Source organism: Anaeromonas gelatinilytica (assembly GCF_016820635.1).
Taxonomy (GTDB): Bacteria; Bacillota; Clostridia; order Tissierellales; family SIT17; genus Anaeromonas; species Anaeromonas gelatinilytica.
This window is the reverse complement of the sequence record NZ_WSFU01000126.1, coordinates 1-4,686: the sequence shown is the minus strand read 5'-3', so window position 1 is coordinate 4,686 and position 4,686 is coordinate 1. Positions and strand designations below refer to the sequence as shown.

At 25.4% G+C, this 4,686-nt stretch carries 5 protein-coding genes; all 5 read right to left on the bottom strand.

All coding sequences use genetic code 11. The annotated features are described in order from the left end of the window. Positions 1–223 precede the first annotated feature (223 nt). The 5 genes from GOQ29_RS11165 to sigI all read right to left on the bottom strand — a co-directional run bounded on the left by GOQ29_RS11165 (position 224) and on the right by sigI (position 4,436). Positions 224–829, bottom strand: coding sequence for a histidine phosphatase family protein (locus tag GOQ29_RS11165; RefSeq protein ID WP_203372739.1), 606 nt, complete (start codon positions 827–829; stop codon positions 224–226). Positions 830–1,041: 212 nt separating this feature from the next. Then, the gene (locus tag GOQ29_RS11160) at positions 1,042–1,905 is read right to left on the bottom strand and encodes a DegV family protein (RefSeq protein ID WP_203372738.1); all 864 of its coding nucleotides are present in this window, start codon (positions 1,903–1,905) and stop codon (positions 1,042–1,044) included. Positions 1,906–1,927: 22 nt separating this feature from the next. Beyond that, positions 1,928–2,371 carry a GNAT family N-acetyltransferase gene (locus tag GOQ29_RS11155; RefSeq protein WP_203372737.1) on the bottom strand — a complete coding sequence of 148 codons (444 nt, stop codon included), beginning with the start codon at positions 2,369–2,371 and terminating at the stop codon, positions 1,928–1,930. Between the two features lie 272 nt (positions 2,372–2,643). After that, positions 2,644–3,732: an anti-sigma factor domain-containing protein gene (locus GOQ29_RS11150; RefSeq protein WP_203372736.1), complete on the bottom strand. Its 1,089-nt coding sequence runs from the start codon at positions 3,730–3,732 to the stop codon at positions 2,644–2,646. Then, complete coding sequence (gene sigI / locus GOQ29_RS11145) at positions 3,732–4,436, bottom strand: RNA polymerase sigma-I factor (protein WP_203372735.1); 705 nt, start codon at positions 4,434–4,436, stop codon at positions 3,732–3,734. Before sigI ends, GOQ29_RS11150 begins: the two co-directional genes overlap by 1 nt. Positions 4,437–4,686: the final 250 nt, after the last annotated feature.

Genomic DNA, 4,686 nt, shown 5'->3' with positions numbered 1-4,686 from the left:
TACTGGATTTATTATATCATTGATTTTATCTGGTTTCTATACGTCAAATCTTTGTCGCTTACAGAGAAAGAGTAGGAATGGAGGTATATAAATATGGATGAATATAGTAAGAAAATATTAAAAACACAAACATTATACTTTCTAAATATAATATTAGTAGCAATGAAAAAGGGAGATAGAATATAAGTTTAACTTTATCCTGCTTTACTATTATCTATTAATTTTACTTATGATGTGACACATCTCCATATAATTTTATATTAAATTTATCATTTTCTGCTTCTACTATTGTAAGACTAGTATTAGGCAATACTGTATCTTCCCATAAATCTTTTAAAGGTCTTCCCTTTACATATAACATTATTATGGCCAATACTATACCATGGGCCACTATAAGAACATTTCCATCATGTTTATTCTTTATTTCTTCTATTACTGGAATAATCCTATCATATAATTCTTTATAAGATTCACCATTATTCGACACATATTCAGTAGGATTGTTCCATAAATTATGAAACATTTCCTTATGATTTTTGTTTATTTCTTCTGCTTTTTTTCCTTCCCAATCTCCAAAATGCATTTCTTTTAATCTATCATCTTTAATTATTCTTAAATCTCTATCTCCTTTTACTATACTTGCAGTATTATAAGCCCTAGATAACGGACTTGAATATATAGCTTGAAACTCTACACTCTTTAATCTATCTCTTAACCACTGTGCTTGCTTAACTCCCATCTCTGTCAATGGAGATCCTAATTGACCTTGAAATCTCTTTTCAAAATTCCACACAGTTTGACCATGTCTTGTTAAATATAGCGTTGTCATTATATCACCTCTAATATATAAATGTATTAATTTTATTTTATCATAATATCAATTAATATTATAATTATTGAGTTTTTTAGAATATTCCTTTAAAATAAATGAACAAAAAATCGAATCTATTACTGTAGATTTAGATAGATATGATTTTAAAAAGCCAGAGAAAATAATCGAGTAGAAGGTAATTAATTACCTTCTACTCGATTATTTTAAATTTAATATTTCTCTTCTTCATTTAAGAAAAATATAGCTATTGTTCCTGGACCGGAATGAGAACCTACAGCACAACCTACAGTAGTAATTATAAAATCTTTAACACCTAATTTAGATTCCATTAATTCCTTATACTTCATAGCAGATTCTAAATCATCTCCATGACTTATACCAACTAGTTGATTTTCTAGGTTAACTCCTCTCTCTTCCATTATCTCTATCATTCTCTTTATTACTTTATTTTTCCCTCTTATTTTCTCAATAGGAATAAGCTTTCCATCTTCCACATCTAATATAGGTTTTATACTTAGGAGCCCTCCTACAAAAGCAGTAGTTTTACTTACTCTTCCCCCTCTATATAAATACTCCAAATCATCAACAGTAAATATATGCTCCATATGTTTACTGTAATGATCTACTGTTTTCAATATTTCTCCCATTGATTTTCCATTGTTAGCCATCTGTGCAGCTTTATGTACTATTAATCCAAATCCCAGAGATGCAGCCTTAGAATCATATACTTCAATATTAAAATCAGGATAATCTTCTAATATCTCTTCCTTCATCATTACTGATGCATTAAATGTCCCAGATAATTCAGATGAAAATCCTATATATATACAATCTCTTTTTTCCTTTGCATACTTAGTAAATATTTCTTTAAATTTACCAGGAGAAACTTGAGCTGTCTTTGGTGCTTCTCCTTCTCTCATTAATTTATATAAAGTTTCAGGCTTCATATTTATATTATCATAATACTCTTCTTCATTTAATATAACTGTTAAAGGCATTACCTCAATATCATACTTTTCTATTACATCACGAGATAAATCACAAGCACTATCAGTTATTATTTTTACATTCATCAAATCCACTCCTTAATTATTATTACCTTGAAAAAATCATTTCCACATGAGGAATACCATCTTCAAGATATACATTTGAATTTTCTTTAAACTCTAAATCCTTATAGAATTTCAACAAATATTCTTGGGCAGATATTCTAATAGTATCATATTCTAATTCATCTAATATAAATTTAATAGCCATTTTCATTAATTCTTTTCCTAATCCCAAACCTCTACTATCCTTTTTTACTAAAACTCTACCTATAGAAACCTCTTCAAAAGACACCCCTGGTTTTAATACCCTTAAATAAGTTAAAATATCTCCCTTATCTTCCAAATATACATGATAAGAATCAAAGTCTTTATCATCTATATCAAGATAAGGACAATTTTGCTCAACTACAAAAACATCGATTCTTTTCTTTAATATCTTATACAATTCATCCTTTGTTAATTCTTCATATTTTTTTATATACCATTTCATTAAACCCCTCCTAAATAGTCATAGGATTATAGTATTTTAAATATAATTAGTAATATATAAAATTGCACTTAAATAAATTATACTATAAGCTTATAATTCTTTCCATCCTATAGACAAATAAGGAGTGATTTAATGTCTAAAATTTTCTTCATAAGAAAAAAACTTTTATATGGTATAATAGGTATAATTATATTGGTGATAGTTATTCTAATAGCTCTAGCACTCATATAATTCAAAATGCAAAAGAATAAGGCCCATATACTGGGCCTAAATTATTTTTTACCATTATTTGAATTGCTTTTATTAAGATTCTTATTTTTATTATTATCATTACTATTATATTTATTATTTTTATTGCTTTTATTATTATTATTACTACCATTTTCATTGTCTTTGCTATTTTTATCTTTATTATCTTTATTATCTTTATTGTTTTTATCATTACTATCATTTTTACTTTTATTATCGGTATTTTTTATTTTATCATTATTAGTTTCATTTTCACTTTTACTATTATTGTCTATAACTTTTTTGTCATTATTTGGAAAATTATTTTTTTTATCGTTTTTTTCGTTAATTTCATCTTCATTAGTTTTATTTTTTTTATAACTATGCGATCTTGTATTCTTTTCTTCTTTACTACTTTTTATTACATTCATTATTTCATTTATAGGTTTAGAATATAATTCTTCCTTTGTAAAGGAATCATCTATATTTATTGCTTTATCAATTAATATCATTTTTCCTGGTGATACATTCTTATCCTTTGAAATTTTATAATTTTCATTTGTATTAGATATCACTTTGACTTCTATCTCTTTTTTGTTTACTATCTTTTCCACAATATAATTATTAACTGATTTTAATAGTTCATTACCATCTATATTCTTTTTTTCATCCGTTAATGTAATTAAAACTGTATTTTCTTTTTCATCCATGTAACCATTCTCTACAGCTTCATCTATAATTTTATTTATTACATCTTCTATTTTTTTGTTTTTTTGCATATCTATTCCTAATTTACTAATTATATATTCTCCATCTTTATTTATTCCTTCTACATTTATTATCCTATTATATAAATTATATGTTAATTCAACACTGGGATTAATATCAATATTTACATATCCATAGGGATTATAATATCCATATACTCCATAACCACCTGTCATTATGATTAAAAGCATGGCAGCAACTGCTATAAATTTTTTCACATTACAATTATATATTTTATTATCACTAACACTTATCTCTTCTCCAATATCTACATTATTACTATTTTTATCTACTTCTACAAATCTACCATCTTCAGTTAATAATATTAACTTATCTTCCTTAATCTCCATAATAACACCCTTCACTATTTCTCACCTCCATTGATATAATCCCTGATAAAAGTATAATCACCTTTCAAAGCTATTACCGATGCTATAATATATATTCGCCCTCTTTCTAATTTTTTTCGATGTATCTTTTTTCTATTTTGAATTTCTTTTATTGGTAATCTTTTAGCTCTAATTAATTTTTTCAATATTTCAGGAGAATTTATTATTAAAATTGCTATTTCTTTATATAATTCCCTTAACTTTTTATGTTTAGGAGAAACTCTAACCAAATCTTGAAACTCAATCCCCCATTCAAGTAATTCTTTTTTATACTCCAATATTTCTTCTTTTCTTATTCTGTTATTTTCTGAATCATTAAATATATGTATAGATTTTTCATCTTGAATATTAATATTTGTTTTTTCTTGATATCCATATAAACATATTTCACTATTTATTCTTTTATTTTTTCTAAAGTAATCTATTAATCTCAAATTAATAATCATCTTAGCAAATGTCAGAAACTTTCCTTTTTTTCTATCATATGCATCTATCGCTTCCTTAAAAGCTAACATACCAATAGCAAGTTCATCATCTTGTCCATATCTTAAATATCTCTTCACTCTCTTTTGAGCAGTGCTTGCTATAAATGGTTTATATTCTTCTATTAATCTATTTAATTCTTCTTTATTTTTTTTTGCATCTTCAACTCGGTCTTCCAGTTCTCTTTTAAAGAACATTATCTCACCTCTCATAACTGGATTTATATATTAAATTATACACATAAGTCTATCCTAATAATATACATACGAAAAACACTTTAAATTAATAAGGTGTTTTTTTATTTAAAAATTACAGAACTTATGAGCGGGAAAGCCCACTTCTTTAGATGTGAGATGAAAGCGATATTTTTTAAATAGTTATTGTGGTTTATCAGTATAACTAATACAATGTATATATGAATGAATATAGAAAAACTAAAACAACAAC

Bases quoted from the DNA above. Each gene is read 5' to 3' on its own strand.
- GOQ29_RS11165 (WP_203372739.1), bottom strand. From the start codon at position 829: ATGACAACGCTATATTTAACAAGACATGGTCAAACTGTGTGGAATTTT.
- sigI (WP_203372735.1), bottom strand. From the start codon at position 4,436: ATGTTCTTTAAAAGAGAACTGGAAGACCGAGTTGAAGATGCAAAAAAA.
- GOQ29_RS11155 (WP_203372737.1), bottom strand. From the start codon at position 2,371: ATGAAATGGTATATAAAAAAATATGAAGAATTAACAAAGGATGAATTG.
- GOQ29_RS11160 (WP_203372738.1), bottom strand. From the start codon at position 1,905: ATGAATGTAAAAATAATAACTGATAGTGCTTGTGATTTATCTCGTGAT.